At 51.0% G+C, this 17,553-nt stretch carries 15 protein-coding genes; 14 read left to right on the top strand and 1 reads right to left on the bottom strand.

Translation table 11 applies throughout. From position 1 onward, the window contains the following. Positions 1 to 203: 203 nt before the first annotated feature. Positions 204 to 1,124: a kdo(2)-lipid IV(A) palmitoleoyltransferase gene (gene lpxP, locus AC0TNG_RS09895; RefSeq protein ID WP_024907634.1), complete on the bottom strand. Its 921-nt coding sequence runs from the start codon at positions 1,122 to 1,124 to the stop codon at positions 204 to 206. 12 nt (positions 1,125 to 1,136) lie between these two features. Between lpxP and AC0TNG_RS09890 the strand changes: the two genes are divergently transcribed. The 14 genes from AC0TNG_RS09890 (at position 1,137) to AC0TNG_RS09825 (ending at position 17,432) form a co-directional block, all read left to right on the top strand. Next, complete coding sequence (locus tag AC0TNG_RS09890; protein ID WP_159427010.1) at positions 1,137 to 1,274, top strand: hypothetical protein; 138 nt, start codon at positions 1,137 to 1,139, stop codon at positions 1,272 to 1,274. Between the two features lie 641 nt (positions 1,275 to 1,915). After that, positions 1,916 to 2,413, top strand: a complete 498-nt coding sequence (gene tssB / locus AC0TNG_RS09885) for a type VI secretion system contractile sheath small subunit (protein ID WP_090420038.1) — start codon at positions 1,916 to 1,918, stop codon at positions 2,411 to 2,413. Positions 2,414 to 2,445: 32 nt separating this feature from the next. Next, positions 2,446 to 3,990 (top strand): type VI secretion system contractile sheath large subunit, encoded by a 1,545-nt coding sequence (gene tssC, locus AC0TNG_RS09880; protein ID WP_248165307.1) that lies wholly within the window; start codon positions 2,446 to 2,448, stop codon positions 3,988 to 3,990. Positions 3,991 to 4,008: 18 nt separating this feature from the next. After that, positions 4,009 to 5,346 (top strand): type VI secretion system baseplate subunit TssK, encoded by a 1,338-nt coding sequence (tssK, locus tag AC0TNG_RS09875; protein WP_090420035.1) that lies wholly within the window; start codon positions 4,009 to 4,011, stop codon positions 5,344 to 5,346. Continuing rightward, positions 5,343 to 5,996 carry a type VI secretion system protein TssL, short form gene (gene tssL, locus AC0TNG_RS09870; protein ID WP_473713438.1) on the top strand — a complete coding sequence of 218 codons (654 nt, stop codon included), beginning with the start codon at positions 5,343 to 5,345 and terminating at the stop codon, positions 5,994 to 5,996. The genes tssK and tssL overlap by 4 nt, the downstream gene beginning before the upstream one ends. A gap of 3 nt (positions 5,997 to 5,999) precedes the next feature. After that, positions 6,000 to 7,724, top strand: a complete 1,725-nt coding sequence (locus tag AC0TNG_RS09865; protein ID WP_473713437.1) for an OmpA family protein — start codon at positions 6,000 to 6,002, stop codon at positions 7,722 to 7,724. Between the two features lie 4 nt (positions 7,725 to 7,728). Next, the gene (gene hcp / locus AC0TNG_RS09860) at positions 7,729 to 8,220 is read left to right on the top strand and encodes a type VI secretion system effector Hcp (RefSeq protein ID WP_023325816.1); all 492 of its coding nucleotides are present in this window, start codon (positions 7,729 to 7,731) and stop codon (positions 8,218 to 8,220) included. 158 nt (positions 8,221 to 8,378) lie between these two features. Beyond that, a complete protein-coding gene (gene tssH / locus AC0TNG_RS09855) occupies positions 8,379 to 11,012 on the top strand; it encodes a type VI secretion system ATPase TssH (RefSeq protein WP_473713436.1) in 2,634 nt (877 codons plus the stop codon). 25 nt (positions 11,013 to 11,037) lie between these two features. Continuing rightward, a complete protein-coding gene (locus AC0TNG_RS09850; protein ID WP_473713435.1) occupies positions 11,038 to 11,679 on the top strand; it encodes a hypothetical protein in 642 nt (213 codons plus the stop codon). A 291-nt stretch (positions 11,680 to 11,970) separates the two neighbouring features. Next, entirely contained in the window at positions 11,971 to 14,493 is a 2,523-nt protein-coding gene (locus tag AC0TNG_RS09845) for a type VI secretion system Vgr family protein (protein WP_417927643.1), read from the top strand. After that, the gene (locus tag AC0TNG_RS09840) at positions 14,490 to 16,073 is read left to right on the top strand and encodes a T6SS phospholipase effector Tle1-like catalytic domain-containing protein (protein ID WP_417927642.1); all 1,584 of its coding nucleotides are present in this window, start codon (positions 14,490 to 14,492) and stop codon (positions 16,071 to 16,073) included. The genes AC0TNG_RS09845 and AC0TNG_RS09840 overlap by 4 nt, the downstream gene beginning before the upstream one ends. Beyond that, on the top strand, positions 16,070 to 16,717 hold the full coding sequence (locus AC0TNG_RS09835; protein ID WP_048990081.1) for a DUF2931 family protein: 648 nt from the start codon (positions 16,070 to 16,072) through the stop codon (positions 16,715 to 16,717). Before AC0TNG_RS09840 ends, AC0TNG_RS09835 begins: the two co-directional genes overlap by 4 nt. A gap of 69 nt (positions 16,718 to 16,786) precedes the next feature. Then, positions 16,787 to 17,146 carry a DUF2931 family protein gene (locus tag AC0TNG_RS09830; protein ID WP_275042135.1) on the top strand — a complete coding sequence of 120 codons (360 nt, stop codon included), beginning with the start codon at positions 16,787 to 16,789 and terminating at the stop codon, positions 17,144 to 17,146. A 13-nt stretch (positions 17,147 to 17,159) separates the two neighbouring features. Continuing rightward, positions 17,160 to 17,432, top strand: a complete 273-nt coding sequence (locus AC0TNG_RS09825) for a DUF2931 family protein (protein ID WP_275042136.1) — start codon at positions 17,160 to 17,162, stop codon at positions 17,430 to 17,432. The last annotated feature ends 121 nt before the right edge of the window (positions 17,433 to 17,553 follow it).

Here is a 17,553-nt window from a genome sequence, read left to right as displayed (position 1 = left end):
TAATGTACGCCTAAAAATGAGGGGTGACAAGAGGGATTTTTTTAAATAATTTCCGTTACTTACGAGTGTCGTGGAACGGCGACAGTTTGATTTCGCATCGCAATAAATTCACTTTGGGCGACGCAATGAAAGACGATTTCTCAACGGGATGACAGGTGATTGAAAAGGTTAGTTTCTTAGCGAAACTAACCTTCCTAAAAGACTTAAATATAGAGCGAGGCTTCGCCAAGAGGGCGGGTTTTGAAACGACGATGCATCCACAGATACTGCTCTGGCGCACGCATGATTTCAGTTTCGATGACTTTATTGATAAACGCTGCGGCTTCGCACTCGTTTTCCGGATAGTTAGCCATTTCAGGGGAGATGTGCAGACGATAGCCTGACTTATCTGCTTTTCTCACCATCGTTACGGTCAGCATGGAGGCGCCCGACAGACGCGAAATGACAAAGGTGCCGTTAGTCGTCGCAACGTCTTTCACCGCAAAGAAGGGCGCAAAGCTGCTGCCTTTACGTCCATAATCCTGATCGGGTGCAAACCAGACGGCTTCACCTTTCTTCAGAGCACCGACCATACCGCGCAGGTTATTACGGCTGATCATCGCCTTATTGGAACGCATGCGGCCACGCGTCTGGACCCACTCCATCAGCGCACTGTTGTGGGGTCGATAGGTCGCCATCATTGGCTGGCAAAGGCCCATCACGCGGCCACCCAGTTCCAGCGACATAAAGTGAACGCCGACGACCATCACGCCGCGTTTTTGCATCTGCGCGCGTTTAAGGTTATCCAGTCCTTCTACATCAAACCACTTACGGACACGCTCATCCGGCCAGAACCAGGCCATGCCGGTTTCAAGCAGCGCCATGCCGATAGACTTAAAGTTTTCAGCGATGAGCTTCTCGCGCTCTTCGGCATTGTACTGCGGAAAGCAAAGCTCAATATTTTTCCGTGCGATGGATTCGCGACGTTTCAGGAAAACGCGGGAAGCGCTGCCCAGTTTCGATCCCAGCAAACGCAGAACAGGGTACGGAAGTTGAACCAGCAGCCAGAGAACGCCAAGACCAAACCATGTAAACCAGTAACGCGGGTGTAAAAACGCGCGTTGAAATTTGGATTGAGACAAAATAGTAAAACCTATGTGAAGCCTGTAAAGGTAGCGCAGAGTTTGCGATACGACGTGCCGATAAGACCGTTCTTCAAGGTGATGGTTGCAGGCTTTACCGAACTTTACGGCGTTGCCTGGCCACTGCTGATTTGGGCGGGCGGCGTAATGTAGCACCGTTATACGATATGTGCTATTACTCGTTTTTGATTAAAAAAGCAGCAGTTTGGAAGGTGCTTGATTTTACAGATTTTATAATCACTCGCATGCAAGAGTATGCCGTCTGCCCTATCCGGGAAGAGAGAGCATCTTCTGATGAGGGTGTGTGGATAAAAGAGCAGCGTACTTATTCGTGACCGATTACGCACTTGTGAAGTTTATTTATCGCTTCAACATTCGCGAATAGGAAAATTCCATGTGAAAATTCTCATGTATTATTTATGCAACCAATAATTCAGTTTGTATCCATTACTGAAAAGCATTCTGTTTTATTGCGCTGCAATAATATATTGCCCTCAATTCATGATTTTTGGTCTCAACATTTTGATGCAAATCAATATAACGTATTTTTCCTGGCGTCTATCTGTATGCGATCATTTTTTCGATACAAATATTCGGTTTGCATACCAAAAGCAGTGTCTTTTTCTGAGATGGCAGAGTAATTCGCCATAATGTTTTAGTGGAAAATTCTTAAGAAATTTCTTATCTCAGATAAAAGATCTGTGTATTTGATTTTGATTCGATCATTATTCTATTATTGCGCATCAAGAACGATACCGTGAAGTTGGCATAGCAAAACAAAAAGGGGTGATGAGATGGCTGACAGTTTTCAGAATGAGGTGCCTAAGGCACGTATTAACCTGAAGCTTGACCTGCATACTGGCGGGGCAAGCAAGAAAATGGAATTACCATTGAAATTACTGGTTACAGGTGATTTCAGTAATGGGCGGGAGTCTTCTTCAATATCTGAGCGTGAAAAGGTTAATATCACGAAAAATAATTTTGATAGCGTTCTTTCCGAATATTCCCCAAAAGTTAATCTGGCCGTTAAAAATACGCTGTCTGACGATGGTGGTGAAGACAACATTCAGCTGACTTTCCAGAGCATGAAAGATTTCACGCCAGAGCAGGTGGCAGCCCAAATTCCACAGCTGAAGGCGATGCTGGCGATGCGTAACTTGCTCCGCGATCTGAAAGCCAACCTGCTGGATAACCAGACTTTCCGAAAAGAGCTGGAGAAAATCGTTCTTGACCAGTCACTTAGTGCTGAGTTGCGTAATGAACTATCCGCACTGGCTTCAAAAAAACCTTAACCATCATGCTGTTTTAACGGATTAATCAAGGAATGCTCATGTCTGTACAAAATAATACTGCTGGCGGGGAAAGCGTGGTGCTGGAACGCCCTGGTGTGGGTGGGGTATACGCCTCACTGTTTGAGAAAATCAATCTGAACCCTGTCTCCGAGCTGAGCGCGCTGGATATCTGGCAAGATGCGCAGGCGATGTCGGATGCGACCGCTGACGAGCGTCTCACCGCAGGTATGCAGGTCTTTCTGGAATGCCTGACCAAGGCAGGCTCGAAAGTCGAAAAACTGGATAAAAGCCTGATCGATCACCACATCGCTGAGCTCGATTACCAGATAAGCCGCCAGCTCGACGCCGTTATGCACCATGAAGATTTTCAGGCGGTTGAGAGTCTGTGGCGCGGCGTGAAGTCGCTGGTTGATAAAACGGATTTTCGCCAGAACGTGAAAATTGAGCTTCTGAGCATGTCTAAAGAAGACCTGCGCCAGGACTTTGAAGACAGCCCGGAAATCATCCAGAGTGGTCTGTATAAACACGCCTATATTGATGAATATGATACCCCGGGCGGCGAGCCGATTGCGGCGCTGATTTCCGCTTATGAGTTCGATGCTTCAGCTCAGGATGTCGCTCTGCTGCGCAACATCTCTAAAGTATCCGCGGCTGCGCATATGCCGTTTATCGGCTCGGCAGGACCGAAATTCTTCCTCAAGGAGTCCATGGAAGACGTCGCGGCGATTAAAGATATTGGTAACTATTTTGACCGCGCAGAGTACATCAAGTGGAAATCGTTCCGCGATACGGACGACGCTCGCTACATCGGTCTGGTGATGCCGCGCGTACTGGGACGTTTACCGTACGGCCCGGATACCGTTCCGGTTCGCAGCTTTAACTATGTTGAAGAAGTCAAAGGTCCGGATCACGACAAATACCTGTGGACGAATGCGTCGTTTGCCTTCGCGTCCAACATGGTGCGTAGCTTTATCAATAATGGCTGGTGCGTACAAATCCGTGGCCCACAGGCCGGCGGTGCGGTTCAGGATCTGCCTATCCATCTTTATGACCTGGGTACCGGCAATCAGGTAAAAATCCCGTCTGAGGTCATGATCCCTGAAACGCGTGAGTTCGAGTTCGCGAATCTGGGCTTTATTCCTTTGTCCTACTATAAAAACCGCGACTACGCCTGCTTCTTCTCAGCCAACTCCGCCCAGAAACCGGCGCTGTATGATACCGCAGATGCAACGGCCAACAGCCGCATCAACGCCCGCCTGCCGTACATCTTCTTGCTGTCGCGTATTGCCCACTACCTGAAGCTGATTCAGCGCGAGAACATCGGTACCACCAAGGATCGCCGACTTCTGGAGCTGGAGCTGAACACCTGGGTCCGCAGTCTGGTGACCGAAATGACCGATCCGGGCGACGAACTGCAGGCATCTCATCCGCTGCGTGATGCAAAAGTGGTGGTGGAAGATATTGAGGATAACCCGGGCTTCTTCCGCGTGAAGTTGTATGCGATCCCGCACTTCCAGGTGGAAGGGATGGACGTAAACCTGTCGCTGGTTTCCCAGATGCCGAAAGCGAAATCGTAAGGCGAGGGGTGATCAGGGATGAAAATTTACCGCCCACTTTGGGAGGATGGGGCCGCTCTGGCCCCGCAACAGTTCCAGCAGCAGGTCCGCTGGAGTGAGCACGTTGCCAGCATGGTCGCCCGGATGGGTATTTCTCATCCCTGGGGCGTGGTTGCGGCAGAATTTGATGATGCTGCACTTGCGCTCTCGCGTCTGAATGCCATCCGTCTGGTCGTAAGTTTCCAGGATGGCACGATTGTTGATACGGATCTGGCGGATAATATTCCGCCGGTCTGTGATTTGTCTGCCGCAAACGGCTCAGAGGCTGTTGAGGTGGTTGCCGCATTGCCGCTGCTGAGCGCCAGTGGTGGCAACCTCGATAACGGACAGGACAGTGAACGCCCGCGTCGCTGGAAAGCCGAACGTGTGGTGGTGCAGGAACTGGCTGGTCATGAAAGCGGGGAGTTGGCCATTTTGCGTCATGCGCTGACCCTGCGTTTGTCCAGCCAGGAAAATACGGCATACCTGACCTGTCCGGTGACCCGCCTGGTGCGTAATGCTCAGGGGCAGTGGAGCCGGGACCCGGCTTTCATTCCGCCGATGCTTTCCCTTTCTGCAAGCCCGTCGCTGGCCACCGAACTGGGTGACCTGCTGGTTCGTCTGCAGGCCCGCCGCCGTCGCCTGATGGCTATGCGCCGTGAAAGCAATGAGCGGATGGCAGACTTTGCTGTCGCGGATGTCTCCCTGTTCTGGCTGCTGAATGCGCTGAACAGCGCCGAGCCGGTGTTAACGGAACTTCTGCAGACGCCTGATCGTCACCCGGAACTCCTGTACCGCGAACTGACTCGTCTTGCCGGCAGCCTGCTGACATTCTCCCTGGAACATGACGCCGGGGACATTCCTGCTTATCAGCACGATGCACCGGAACGGGTATTCCCGCCTTTGCTGGCATTGCTGGACAAGCTCTTTGAAGCGAGCCTGCCGTCGCGGGTCGTAAGAATCCACCTCGAGCATCAGGACCAGATCTGGAAAGGTGCCCTGCACGACGCGCGTCTGCGCGAAGGGGCGGACTTCTACCTCTCAGTACGTTCTTCCATGCCGAACCATGAGCTTCAGACAAAATTCCCGCAGTTGTGTAAAGCGGGCAGCTTTGATGATGTTTCGGATGTGGTGAATGTAGCGCTGAGTGGGATGCTGATTAAGCCTTTGACGCATGTTCCGGCCGCTATCCCGTTGCGCCTTGAGAATCAGTATTTCTCGCTGGATCTGAGCAGTGAGGCGGCTCGCGCCATGCTTGAGATGGGCTGTTGCACCTTCTATACCCCGCGCTCGCTGGGGGATGTTGATCTCGAACTCTTTGCGGTGCTGCGTACATGAATAAATCTGAACTCAGCCAGATAGAACGTATTTTCTACCCGGGCTGGCTGATGGCCAGCCAGATACGGGGCGGTCAGGAAGTCCGTGAAGGGGAAGGGCTATACCGGAGGGCCTGCCGTCTGGTGCAAGAGGCGAAAGCGGCGCTCACTGAGGCTGGTTACAGCGACATCAGCCGTGACCATATGGTGTATACCCTGTGTGCACTGCTTGATGAGAGCGTGATGAACCGGGGAACCACCGATGCTGGCTACCTGACCTGGCGCCGTGACCCGCTGCAGGCACACTTCTTTGGTACCCTCAACGCAGGTGAAGAGCTGTGGGAAAGGATCCGTAACCTGCTGAAAGAAACAGCCCCTGATACCGCCGTCCTGACCTGTATGTACCGGGCTCTGCAACTGGGGTTCGTGGGACAGTATCGCGCTCAGGATGATGAGCGTAGGGAAGATATTGTTCGCGCTCTCGCAGAGCGGGTGCCCGCCTTCACATTGGCACAAGATGCCCCCATTGTTGCCCGCGCATCGCGTCTGCGCAGCGGCCGTCGCTGGTACTGGCTGAGCTGGGTTGTGGCCGCTGTCGCCCTGGCAGCGCTCTGGTTCTTCCTTTCGTCTTCGCTTACCGAACTGGTAAGCCAGATCGTCAGGCCGGGGTAAGCGATGCGGGATATGTACCGAAGTCTGTTAACTGCCCTGGGTGCCATTCTGGCGCTGTGGCTCGTTCTGGGATTCTGGCCACTGTCCACGGGCAGCCGTGTAGCACTCGGTCTTCTGGTTGCTCTGGCGGCCGGAGTTATTTTCTGGTGCCAGCGTCGGGGTTCTCTGGCGAGGGCAACCGCTGTTCGTGAGATCGTGGATGAAAGCCTGCCGCCGGAAGATTTTCAGGGGGCGGTTATCTTTGTCTGTGGTGATAACGCTCCACTCTTTGTGTCCGGAACCCGTTACCGGGAAACCCGGCAGGGCTGGTATCTGTGGGTAAAGGATGCAGAGCAACTACCGCTCTTTGCACAGCACCTGAGTTTGGTGCGCCCGGCTCTGGTGTCGCAAATCTCGGTCATGCTGGCGGTTGTGCCTGAGCAGCACATATCCAGCGATGATTTTACCCAGTCTCTTCGGGGCTGGCAGCGTGCTGTCGTCCAGTGTCGCGCGGCATTCGGCACGCTCCCTCCATTATGGACCGTAACCTGGGTGTCACCACCGGCGGCGTATGCGGAAGCCGATCCTGTCTGGTTTACCACGGTAAGCCAGCGGAGCGGTATTCAGGTCTATCAGCCTGGTCAGGGCAATGTGTCACTGACGGAGTGGGCCCGGGATACTGGGTCAGACGGACGTTTTTCCCGTCTGAGTCAGATCCTGTGGCTGGACAGTCTGCTTGCCTGGCAGAAGAGCGCGGTGAATGACTTGTTGTCGGTACGGCGGGGTGAGTTACCCGTGATGAAGCCCTGTGTGCAGGGCATGTGCATGGTGCGAGTGAACGGTATCGCGGGCAATCTCTGGCAACAGCACATTACCTCTGTGACGGCGCTGCCGCCGGATGCGGCCGTGACCACAGAGCCACTGCCGCTACCTGAACTGCTTCTGCCGGCGTTACCACGCCGACATGGTATTAGCCGTCGGAAGGTATTCTGGGGTTATGCCGGGCTACTCGGGGGCATTTTCCTTGCGTTGGCGATGCTGGCGTCCTGGATGAACAATCAGCGTCTCATCCGTAACGTTGGCGATCATCTTGCACTGTATCACCAACTGAGCGGTAAGCCTGTTGAACCGAAACTGCACGCGCAGCAGCGTCTACGGGCTGATAGTGCGTTGCTCGACGACTGGCTGCGTCGTGGGGAACCACTACGTTATCGCCTGGGACTATATCAGGGGCTGCGCCTGGTTCCGCTCGTTGAGGCCGCTCTCAGCGACTGGGCACCTCCGCCACCGCCTCCACCAGTCATTAAGAAAATCATCCAGGGACCGAAAACCATTCGCCTCGACAGCATGTCGCTGTTCGATTCCGGCAAGTTCGTGCTGAAAGCGGGTTCCACCAGGATGCTGGTGAATTCACTGGTTGGCATCAAAGCGAAACCGGGCTGGCTGATTGTCGTCTCCGGGCATACCGATAACACGGGCAATCCGCAGCTGAACCAGACGCTGTCTCTGAAACGCGCCGAAGCGGTGCGCAACTGGATGCGTGACACCGGCGACGTGCCCGAAAGCTGTTTTGCGGTGCAGGGCTATGGCGAAAGCCGTCCTGTCGCAACCAACGACACCCTGGAAGGGCGTGCGCTCAACCGCCGTGTCGAAATCAGTCTGGTACCGCAGGCGAACGCCTGTCAGATACCCGGCAAACACCCGGCGCCATCGCAGGATGATGGCGCTTCACTACACAATGGAGAGTAATTCCATGGCAATTCCTGTTTATCTTTGGCTGAAGGACGACGGCGGCGCGGACATCAAAGGGTCTGTTGACGTTCAGGATCGTGAAGGCAGCATCGAAGTGGTTGCACAGGAGCATAACCTGTACATCCCAACCGACAACAACACCGGCAAGCTGACCGGCACCCGCATCCACACGCCGTTCCTGTTCACGAAGGAAATCGATTCCTCCAGCCCGTATCTGTACAAGGCGGTGACAACCGGTCAGACCCTGAAATCCGCTGAGTTCAAGTGGTACAAAATCAACGACGCGGGCCAGGAAGTGGAGTACTTCAACACCAAACTGGAAAACGTGAAGGTAGTGAAAGTGAATCCTGAAATGTATGACATCAAGGATCCTTCTAAAGAGAAGCACAACCACCTTGAACGCGTTGAACTGCGTTACGAAAAAATCACCTGGACCTACAAAGACGGCAACATCATTCATTCCGATTCCTGGAACGAACGCGCCACGGCGTAATCCTGATGCGGGCAGGTTTTCCTGTCCGCAGTTTTTTGCTGAGTGCCTGAGATGCGGGTACTCAGCAAAGAAAAAACAATCTGCCTGCCTGACCTTATGCGCTTTGGTGAACAGCGAGGGGCGGTAGCGTGTCCAGGAACCGACAAAGAGAGAATCTCATGGAAAATCCAGCCATCCTGTTACGTCGTCTGAACCCTTACTGTGCCCGAGCGATGGAAGGCGCAGCTTCGCTCTGTCAGACCCGTGCGCATGCCGAAATTCTGCCGGAGCACTGGCTGCTGAAGCTGCTGGAGCAGGGGGAAGGTGACCTGACGGTGTTGGCGCGTCGCTATGAATGGGATATGGATGGCATCTGGCAGGATTTGCTTGGCTGGCTCGACAGACAACCTCGCTCCGTGCGCCATCGGCCCCAGCTCTCTGATGACATCCAGACTCTGATGCAGCAAGCCTGGCTACTGGCCTCACTCAATGGTGAAGAGCACATTCGCAGCGTCCATCTGCTGATGGCGCTGGTGGAAAAACCAAAACTGGCACGTTGTGACGGCCTTTGGCCGTTGTTAACGCTTGCTCAGAGCCAGCTGGAACGTCTGCGACCTTTGCTGGATGCGCAATCGGATGAGCGTCCGGAAATGCAGCGCGAAGCCGAGCTGGCACAGAACCATGGTGGTGAGGTGGAGTTTGTCGGGCGTCCGGCTGGTGCGGAAATGAAAGAGGGGGAACTGAGTCCTGCGCTGCAGAACGCGCTGGATAAATTCACCCTCGACGTCACCGCCAAAGCGAAGGAAGGGAAGATCGATCCGGTGTTTGGCCGTGACACAGAAATCCGCCAGATGGTGGATATCCTCTCTCGTCGCCGCAAAAACAACCCGATTCTGGTCGGCGAGCCGGGCGTGGGGAAAACCGCACTGGTTGAAGGTCTGGCATTGCGTATTGCCGAGGGTAATGTGCCTGAATCCCTAAAAACGGTCACTCTGCGTACCCTTGACCTGGGCCTGCTGCAGGCCGGTGCAGGCGTGAAAGGCGAGTTCGAACAGCGGCTGAAAAACGTCATCGATGCGGTGCAGCACTCCCCGTCCCCGGTCCTGCTATTTATTGATGAAGCGCATACCATCATCGGCGCGGGCAACCAGGCGGGGGGCGCCGATGCAGCGAACCTTCTGAAACCGGCGCTGGCGCGTGGTGAACTGCGTACCATTGCGGCCACTACCTGGAGCGAGTACAAGCAGTACTTCGAACGCGACGCGGCCCTGGAGCGTCGTTTCCAGATGGTAAAAGTCGATGAGCCTGACGACGACACCGCCTGCCTGATGCTCCGTGGTTTGAAATCCCGTTACGCCGAGCACCATCACGTGCACATTACCGACGATGCGGTGCGCGCTGCTGTTACGCTTTCCCGCCGCTATCTGACGGGCCGCCAGTTGCCGGATAAGGCGGTTGATCTGCTCGACACCGCCGCAGCGCGCGTCCGCATGAGCCTCGACACGGTGCCGGAACAGCTGACCTGCATTCGCGCGAAGATTACCTCTCTTGAAATAGAGAAGCAGGCGCTGCTGGAAGATATTGCTGTCGGCAATCAGAGCCATGGTGAACGCCTGACCGTCATTGAGCAGGAAGAGAGCGCTCTCATCGTTGCTCTCGACGAGCTTGAAACGCAGTACGGGCAGGAACTGAAACTCACCGAACAACTGCTGGAAAGCCGCCAGGACATCTCCCGTCAAAGCGAGACGCGCGCGCTGCAGCAGGAACTGAACGGCATGCAGCACAGCAACCCGCTGCTCTCGCTGGATGTGGACGTACGCACCGTTGCCAATGTGATTGCTGACTGGACAGGCGTTCCGCTGTCATCGCTGATGAAAGATGAGCAGACCGAATTGCTGGCCCTCGAAAATGAAATGGGTAAACGTGTGGTCGGGCAGGATGTAGCGCTCGAGGCCATCGCCCAGCGTTTGCGTGCGGCAAAAACGGGTCTCACCTCCGAGAATGGCCCGCAGGGCGTATTCCTGCTGGTGGGACCGAGCGGGGTGGGGAAAACCGAAACCGCGCTTGCGCTGGCCGATGTCATGTACGGCGGTGAGAAGTCACTCATTACGATTAACCTCTCAGAATACCAGGAGCCGCATACGGTTTCCCAACTGAAGGGCTCACCTCCGGGTTACGTCGGTTATGGCCAGGGAGGGATCCTGACCGAAGCCGTGCGCAAGCGCCCGTATAGTGTGGTTTTGCTCGATGAAGTCGAAAAAGCCCACCGCGACGTGATGAACCTGTTCTATCAGGTCTTTGACCGCGGCTTTATGCGCGACGGCGAAGGACGTGAAATCGACTTCCGCAACACCGTCATTCTGATGACCTCGAATCTCGGCAGCGACCACCTGATGCAGCTGCTTGACGAACAGCCGGAGGCCAGCGAAGGCGATCTTCACGAGCTGCTGCGTCCGATACTGCGCGATCACTTCCAGCCAGCGCTGCTGGCCCGCTTCCAGACCGTGATTTACCGCCCCCTCTCGGAAGCAGCCATGCGTACCATCGTGGAAATGAAACTCTCACAGGTCAGCAAGCGCCTGCATCGACACTACGGCCTGAGCACGCAGATTGATGAAAGTCTTTATGATGCGCTGACCTCAGCCTGCCTGCTGCCAGATACCGGTGCGCGTAACGTCGACAGCCTGCTCAATCAGCAAATTCTGCCGGTGCTGAGCCAGCAGCTGCTCACGCACATGGCCGCGAAGCAGAATCCACACAGCCTGACGCTGGGCTGGGATGACGAAGAAGGGATTGTGCTGGCGTTTGATTAACTGGTTTATCTAAAGGGTAGCAATTATGGACAGCGCAAAAGAGATTGCCAGAGATATGCTTGAGGCCATTCATATCGATGGGTCTGGGTTTATCGGTGCTGTGGCGAAAGGTGTTATTTCCTTACCCGTCAGCCTTGCCTATCTTGGCTATGATTTTATAGATACGGAACACCGCAGAGAGAATCAGGATGATAAATTTCGGTTAGCAGCACTGGTTAAAAAAGTAACTTTTAACGATGAGGTTATTTATAAGGTTATTAAACCATTTATAGATGATTTTGTTTCTCATGTAGACACGCATAAAATTTCACATTTTTCAAGAAATATATCTGGAAGTGTTATGGGTAAAATGATGTTCTCGCAGTTTACGGGGGTTAACCTCGGAAGGGCGATTATATCTCAAGGAGTTGGTGCCTTTTTTTCTGGTTCTATTGCTGGTGGTGTATTGGGAGTTGGTGCTGAAGCATCAAGATCTATTTATACATCGCGGTACTTGCGTGAAAGAAACCCCATAATGTATGAGAAACTAAACAGCATGGGTGATTTTGATCTTTTTTATTATCTTGTTGAGGACATTGTTAGGCCTTATGAGACGGCTTGTGAAATTGAAAAGATAAATCCTGAAGAGTTTAATAATGTCTGCGAATACTTCTTTGGAGGTTTATGAATATAAAAGATTTTATACTTATCATTGTTTCACGGATCATAGCCAGTATCGGGATGACGCTAGGAACTATCAGTATGATTTACTCTTTCTACTGTTTCTTTTTTTCAGCCGATCCTTACCGATTTATTCTGGGTGGGGCAGGTATAGTAGCCTTTTTCATAGGTTATGGACTTTATAAATTCGCCTTGAAATATATTTATGATGAATGGAAGTATTATAGATAATATTTATCATGTTTGTTGAGTTTGGTTCTATTTAATATCATTCTAACCCAGGACAGGAATTATAGAAATGGAAAATACATTTAAAATGACAGAGGGTATCCTTAATCGCTATAAACTGGATATTCCTTCCTGCCCTTATCCATTGGATGTGGAACGTTTTGATGGTTTAGAACAAATGAGTGCTCTCTATCATTACACCATTCGTTTTACCAGTTCACATCCAGATCTTACGGCTGAAATGATGTTAAGTAAAACCGCTACGCTGAGCATGGGGGTGGGGAAACTATTAGATTCTGTTGTCGGTAAAATTGTTCATGGTGTGGTGACAAATTTCCGACGCCTGGCCGGTTCACGCGATCAGGTTACGTATGAAATTATTCTGGAACCTTTTATATCCTTACTGGATAAGCAGTTTCGTACTCACCGTTTCTTCGTCAACAAATCAGTGCCGGAAGTGGTAGAGCAAATTCTTGGCGAGCATGGTTTGAAGGGGTGGGAATATGAATTCAAGCTTAAACAAACCTACCCAAAACGGGAACAGATAAATCAGTACCAGGAAAGTGACCTCGCGTTTATCGAGCGTCTGCTGGCTGAGGTGGGGATTTTTTACTTCTTCACCCTGCAACCGGATACCCAGACTGAAGTGGTGCACTTTGCGGATAAGCAGAGCGCCTGGACATTCGGTAAAAAACTGCCACTTAATAGCCCTTCGGGCACCAATGACAATGCTGTTGACTCGGTGTGGGATATCCACGTCTGGCACAACGTGGTTGAACGTTCGGTCACCGCCAGCGACTATAACCATCGCGAAGCGCAGAATATTCTGACGTCCGTCCCGGCAGACATGACTCAGGGCGAAGGTGACGGTATCACTTATGGTGATGTGTATCACTATCGTCCGCGTCACCTCGAGCGGGGTGACAAAATTACCCCTGCAACCGAAACCGGTAACTTCTGGGCTCGTCTGGAGCATGAACGTTTTTTGTCCGCCCAGACTACAGTGACCGGCAGCAGTACGGACCATACCCTGGGCCCGGCGCAGGTTCTTACCATTACCGAAACCGCTATCTTGCCGACACTACCCCGTGAAACGGAGAATGGTGTTGTTATTATCCGCACTGGCTACTACGGCAGCCGTAAGAATGCCTTGAAAGTGACATGGGTAGCGATGCCGTACTACGAGAACCGATGCTGGCGTCCAGCCGCGAAAAAGCGCCCGGTGGTCAGCGGCACCCTGATGGCCCGCGTGACCAGTGCCAAAGATAACGACATCTACGCCTGGCAGGATGCATCCGGCATGTACCGGGTGAAGTTTGATGCCGACCGTGATGATAAAAAGCAGGGCATGGAAAGCATGCCAGTGCGCTTTGCCAAGCCTTATGGTGGGGACAAATACGGATTCCACTTCCCGTTGATCCAGGGTACTGAAGTCGCCATTGCCTTCCATGAAGGCGATCCGGATCGGCCGTATATTGCCCATGCCATGCACGACTCCCGCCACGTTGACCACGTCACTGAAGCCAACAGCACGCGCAATGTTATCCGCACAGCTGGCCTGAACAAGCTGCGGATGGAGGACAAGCGCGGCGAAGAGCATGTCAAGCTCAGTACAGAGTATGGTGGAAAGACCCAACTCAACTTAGGCCACAATGTAGATGCTTCCCGCACTCTTCGTGGCGAAGGTGCTGAGTTACGCACCGATAAATGGGTGGCCGTTCGTGGCGGAGCTGGTGTATTTATTAGTGCGGACAAACAACCATCTGCCAGTGACAAAATGCTTTCCATGAAAGAGGCTGTAGCGCAGCTTGAAAATGCGTTAAGTATTGCCAGAAGCCTTTCAGATGCGGCAGAAAGTGCTCAGGCGTATCCGGCGGATATCCAGAGCCAGAAAATGCTGACGGATGCATTGATGGAACTGGCGCAGCCGGGGATGGTATTGAATGCACCGCAAGGCGTTAGCATCAGCAGCCCGGAAGGTGTACGCGTTTCCTCGGGAAGTGCCAGCGTGGGGATCGTCGCGCAAAACAATGCAGATATCAGTGCGATGAAGCGCTTCACGGTGGCGGCAGGTGAAGCTATCAGTATGCTGGCCCGTCAGGCGGGTATGAAGCTGTTTGCGGCGAAGGGCAAAGTCGAAATCCAGGCGCAGGATGATGCGCTGGACGCAATAGCCAAGAAAGACGTTACGGTAACGAGCGCCGAAGGCAAAATTGAAATCACAGCAGCAACGGAACTGGTCGTTAACTGTGGTGGTGCCTATATCAAGTTAAGTGGCGGAAATATTGAGTTAGGTTGCACAGGGAATATCTTACTGAAATGTGCCAATGTTCAGAAAATGGGAGCAGCCTCGCTGAACACACCTGCTCATGAATTTCCAAAAGGGTATGGTGGAGTTTACTCTCTGGCTGACGAAGAAGGGAAAATCATCCCTCAGACTGAATATAAAGTAACGACAGCTGACGGGCAGGTATTCCATGGAATTTCAGATGCTAATGGCAAAACACTGCCAGTTTTTACCTCAATGCCCGGTAAATTAAAAATTGAGATCATTGGAACCGGCAATTCAGCTACAGGGAGTGAAGAAGCATGAGTGATTACCATGCATGGGAAGCCAGTGAGTGCGAGCATTTCACTGATGTTAATATTTCCGAGAAAACAGTTGTCTGCAAACGAAAACCCGTTCCGGGAATAATTATCACGATCGGGATGTTTTTTGATGGTACAGGGAATAATGCGTTTAATACCCAGAATCGCATCCTGGAGTCCTGTTCTCATCTTGACGTTGGAATGAAGCCAGAAGACGCTGAAGCCTGCGCCAAAAAGCTAGGGAAAAAACTTGATAATGCGGGGAGTTATATTGGCTATTATTCTAACATCCACTGGCTTAATACGCTTTACGCCACAAATGACGAAGTGATTGAGGGACAAACAGTTTATCAACGAGCAGTCTATGTACAGGGGATCGGTACCGATAAAGGTAATAGCGATAGCTCGATAAGTATGGGGACAGGCAGTTGGTTTTATGGCGTCGTTGATAAATCTGATGAAGGTGTTGGTCTTATTGCTGAACAAATTTCGAAATTCCTGGTTCTTAACCAAGGGCAAAATTTTGCAATTGAGAAAATCCAGTTTGATGTTTTTGGATTTAGTCGCGGTGCGGCGGCGGCTCGCCACTTTGTTAACCGTGTAAGAAATAACGATAAAGCTATACAGCAGGCCATAACGAAAGGGCTTGGTGGTCGAAATCAGCATGGGAAACCTGCAGGTGAGACCCGCTTTCTGGGGTTATTTGATACCGTGTGCGCAGTAGGTACAGTCAGTAATCTCTTTGATGTTCATAGTGGAGTGAATCCCGGCGTTGAGCTGGATCTGCCTCCAGATATTGCACAGAAAGTCTTTCAGATCACGGCAATGCATGAGTGCCGCTACAACTTTAGCCTTAACAGCATTAAGGAATCGTGGCCGGAACTGGCTCTGCCGGGAGCACATTCCGATATCGGCGGTGGCTATAATCCAAAGGAAAAGGAGTATCTTTTTCTGACCCAGCCCCAAAATGAAACTGTCAGTGAGAGTATCCCTCCTGAAGTGACCGATATCTACCGGCGTTCAGCGGCTGAAATACCTGACTTAAAGAGCCTGCCAGCGTTAAGTGCGATCATTCCGAGTGGTGAAGTAAAGACAGAAACCTGGTACGACTATCTTGTTAACGAGGATAAAAAACGTGGTGGCATCACACAAAAACGTGTAGGTGCGGCAGTCACTATTGAGAGGGTAGTGACTAATGACTGGAGTAAAGTTAGTTTACGGGTGATGCTGGATGCGGCTCAAGAAGCTGGAGGGATTTTTGAGGCTTACGACCCTTTATCACCAGATATGAAACTTCCTCCTGAGCTTGAGCCGTTGTGTCAAAAAGCAATTGACCAGGGAAAGACTGTAAGAGGTGGTGGTGTACCGACGCCTTTTATCTCAGCGGAATTAAAGTTGATTGGCAAATATATTCACTGCTCCGCTCACTGGAACCCTGTAGTTGTTAAAGAGGTCTGGCTGGATGGAGATAAAGTGAAAACTATTTATGGGGCAGTCAAATCGTCTGATTTACTTTGTTTTATCAATCGTCCTAACCCCGGTTGGATTCGTGCTGTCTGGAATATGCAAGGAAGAAAATCATGAAAATTATCGCCAGAATTATTTCGCTTTTATTACTTGCGAATTCTGCCAGTGCCTGTGCCAGTGAGAAAACTAACAGTCTCAAAACTCCCTGGGACAAGTGGTTCTTTGCTTTTACTACTCCAAAAGCTTTACCGGCACAGGTTACGCTATTGAAGTTGTTGGATGTTGATGGGTATGCGTCTACATATCGGACAATTGATCAGCCGCGTGGCATCAGTGTCGGAAAATGGAGCGAGCGGAATTCAGCGGGGAGTACGCAGTTTAATAAAGCCGACAGGTTGCCGCAAATAATGATGTTTTGCTGGGACTCAATTATTGATAAAAAAACATATCAATCAACTCTATTTTTCTCCCAAAATGCATGGGATAAAATGATCGCTCCTTATCCTGATGTTTTAGAACCTGGGAAAAGTGCATATCGGCAAACGATTTTAATAGGATTAGCGCCGGAAGGAAAAGTACGGGTTTGGTTAAGGCAATATGGCCATTCGGATATCCCATTAAATGATATCAAAATAACGACTGTTTCAGGTAAAGACCTTGATATGTGCAAAGGGGTTACAGGGCATCCTGATGGATATATTTACTATGGAGAAACTCCTGATTTTATTAAAGATAAAAAGTATCCTTATGGGAACTGGTAAATGCACAATAATATTTAGTTTTTCAATATATTGTATTCGTGTAGCCTGGGGCGTGCAGGGAGGAAAATCATGAAAACAATTAGCAGAATAACTCCGGTTTTATTTCTTGTGGGTTTTGCTAACGCCTGTGCCAGTGAACAACCTAAAAGTCTAAAAACACCATGGGATAAATGGTATTTCGCTTTTACTACCCCTAAAGATTTACCAGCACATGTTACATTGTTAAAACTGTTGGATGTTGATGGTTATGCATTGACGTATCGGACTATCGATCAGCCACAAGGGAGCAGTGTAGGTAAATGGAGTGAACGTAACTCTGCGGGCAATACACAATTTAATAAAGCCAACAGGTTGACACAGATAATGATATTCTGCTGGGATTCAATTATCGATAAAAAACATATCAGTCAACTTTATTTTTACGCATGATACATGGGCTAAAATGATTAGCCCTTACCCTGATGTCTTAGAACCTGGGAAAAATGCATACCGACAGACGATGCTGATAGGGTTGGCCCCGGAGGGGAAAGTACGAGTCTGGCTAAGACAATATGGCCATTCGGACATCTCATTGAATGATACAAAAATAACGACTGTTTCAGGTAAAGACCTTGACATGTGCAAAGGTGAAACGAACTTTCCTAATGGATATAAATATAGCGAGGGTATAATGAAATTTATAAATGGGAAAAAATATCCTTATGGGTCTTGGTGATCACTCACTAAAATAACCCCATTATTACGAACTCTACCTGCTGAGTGCCCATGCAGTTAATCCATAGTTGCCAATGCTATTTATCTTGGCTTGCACGAGGTTTGATCATGTTGTTCTAAAA

This window comes from Enterobacter sp. PL_is514 (genome assembly GCF_055816715.1).
Note: the sequence above shows the minus strand (reverse complement) of the source record. Positions and strands in the feature narration are given on the sequence as shown.